Here is a 2,439-nt window from a genome sequence, read left to right on the forward strand (position 1 = left end):
GCGGTCCGTGGACCTGGCGGCGAGCGCCGCCGTCAGTTCGGGGGCGGCCGTGCCGTCGTCGTCGGAGAAACCGGGGTCCGGAATGTTCTTGAGCGCCACACGACGAGCGTAGTGGGTCGGCCGCCGCGCCCTGGCGACAGGGCGCCGCCGGCCCCCCTCCCTGACGGCGGGCCGCGCTCCGCGGGCTGCCGGAGGGGGGCGGCCGCGACCGGGGCGGGGCCCTGGGCGGTGGCGGCCGGCCGGACCGACGGGGAGTGCCGCCAGGACGCCTCGCGGAGCACCGGACCGCGCGGCGGGGCCGCCGGTGGCCGCCGCGCGGGTCAGCGGCGAGCGGCGGAGCCCGCCGTGGAGGCGGCGTTCCCACGGCCCGTGCCGCTCCCGCCCCGCCACAGCACGACGGCCACGGCCAGCAGGAGGGCGCCGAGCCCTCCCGCCGTCGGAGCCAGCCAGCCGGCCGGGCGTTCGTCCTCCCGCCGCGGGCTCGGGCCGGGGCCGAAGTACTGCTCGCGGTAGCCGGCCGCGGGCCCCGAGGCCGCGGTCAGTCCGTCGGGGCGGAGCTTCGCCCCCGCCTCGATCGCCGCGGCCGGGTCGACCAGTCCGTAGCCCCGGGCGTCGTCGCGTCCGCCCGCGGGCGCGTTGCGGGCGGTGTCCGCGAGCAGGGTCTTGATCTGGGCGGGTGACAGGCCCGGACGGGCCGCGCGCACGAGGGCGACCGCCCCCGAGACGAAGGCGGAGGCCGCGGAGGTGCCCCACTCGATGTAGTAGTGCCGGTCCGGGTTGGCGACGACGATGTCGACGCCGGGCGCGCTGACCGTGGCGTACCAGCGGCGGGTGGAGAAGGCGGCGTGCGTGCCGTACTTGTCGACGGCCGCCACGGCGATCACCCCCGGGTAGGCGGCGGGGTAGGAGACCCGGTCGCCCTTGTCGCCGCTGTTGCCGGCCGAGGCGACGACCGAGACGCCCTTGCCGAGGGCGTACTGGACGGCGGCGTCCTCGCCGGGCTCCGGATGGGCGGACTCGCTGTCGTCGCCGAGGGAGAGGTTGATCACGTCGGCACCCTGGTCGGTGGCCCAGCGGATGCCGTCGGCGAGGGCGGTGCCGCGCGACTCGCGGGCCTTGGCGCGGGACGGGTCGTCGGACTCAAGGATCACCCGCACGGGCAGGATCTTCGCTCCCGGGGCGACGCCGAGCACTCCTTCGCCCCGGCCGGGGCCGCTGCCGCGTCCGGCGATGATGCCGGCCATCGCCGTGCCGTGCAGGGCCCAGGAGCTGTCGCCCCGCCCGGCGCCGAAGCCGATGAGGTCCTTGCCGGGCAGCACCTGGCCCGAGAGGTCGGGGTGGCTGTCGTCGACGCCGGTGTCCAGGACGGCGACGGTGACGCCCTCGCCGTCGGTGGTCCGCCAGGCCCGCTGGGTGTGCAGCGCTTCCAGGCCCCACTGCTGGTCGCGGATGGCGTCGGCGCGGGCCGGTACGGCGGGAAGCAGTGCGAACGCGGTGGCCGTGGCCAGGGCGGTGAGGGCGCGGAGCCGTCGCGGGCGGGTCATTCCGGCTTCCTCGTGAGGTCGGTGACGGTCCTGCGCAGCGCGCGCTCCACCCGGTCGGCGATCCCCTTCGCCTCGTGGCCGAGTCCGGCCTGCGCCGGGGGCGTCGTGGCACCCTCCGCCATGGCCGCGGCGGCGGGCTGGGGCCGGGTGACGGGGCGGCCGTCGGCGAAACCGGAGACGGAGAACACGACGACGGGCACCTCGGTCAGTACGTGGACCGTCCAGCTGGCACGCTGACGGTCACCGAAGTCCGCGGCGGCGGTGCCCTTCGCGGGGTAGGCGCGGGGCATCAGGTCGGCCCGCGCGTCGAGGTGCTCCGCGGTGAAGCGGGCACCCAGCGCGGTCATGGCCTCGGCGTCCGCCTCGGTGAAGACCAGCCCCACGGTGGTGACGCTGCTGCGGCTGGCGTCGGTGTAGGTGGCCCGCACCAGGCGTTCGCAGCCGACGGGCCGGAGGGTTCCGGCCAGCAGCGGGTCGAGGCCCGCCGCGCAGTCGCCGTCGGTGGCCACGGCGATCCGGGTCCAGACGCGGTCGGCGGCTCCCGGCCCCGCCCCGTCGCCCTTGAGCGTGCGGGGGAAGAGGGTGTCGACGGGGACGCTGTGCCAGGCGGAACGGCCCACGGCGTAGGCGCTGCCGGCTCCCGGGTCGGCGGCGGAGTCCCCGGTGAGCCAGCTGCCGGTGACGGCTCCGCCGATCAGTCCGAGGCCGAGCACGACGCAGGCGGCGGCCGCCGCCGTCCTCGCGGGGTGCCGGGTCCTGACGGGGCGTAGCCGGGTCGTGGTCTCGGCGGGTGTCTCGGCGGGCTCCCCGGCGTAGGCGGGCCAGGGGCCGCCCCGGCCCGGAGCGGCACCGGGGCGGGGGGTGAGGTCGACGGCGCCGACGGGCCGGCGCCGGG

The 2,439-nt window shown here is 78.0% G+C and carries 2 protein-coding genes and 1 pseudogene; all 3 read right to left on the reverse strand.

The window, feature by feature from the left end:
* Positions 1–99 (reverse strand): annotated as a pseudogene (locus tag ABZ371_RS31655) (SseB family protein); the annotation flags it as partial.
* A gap of 221 nt (positions 100–320) precedes the next feature.
* The gene (gene mycP, locus ABZ371_RS31660; RefSeq protein ID WP_358686182.1) at positions 321–1,544 is read right to left on the reverse strand and encodes a type VII secretion-associated serine protease mycosin; all 1,224 of its coding nucleotides are present in this window, start codon (positions 1,542–1,544) and stop codon (positions 321–323) included.
* The coding region (locus ABZ371_RS31665) for a hypothetical protein (RefSeq protein WP_358686184.1) at positions 1,541–2,439 on the reverse strand (899 nt) is incomplete at its 5' end. The genes mycP and ABZ371_RS31665, both read right to left, overlap by 4 nt.

Origin of the sequence: Streptomyces sp. NPDC005899 (assembly GCF_040629645.1) — a bacterium.
In the GTDB taxonomy this organism is placed as follows: Bacteria; Actinomycetota; Actinomycetes; order Streptomycetales; family Streptomycetaceae; genus Streptomyces.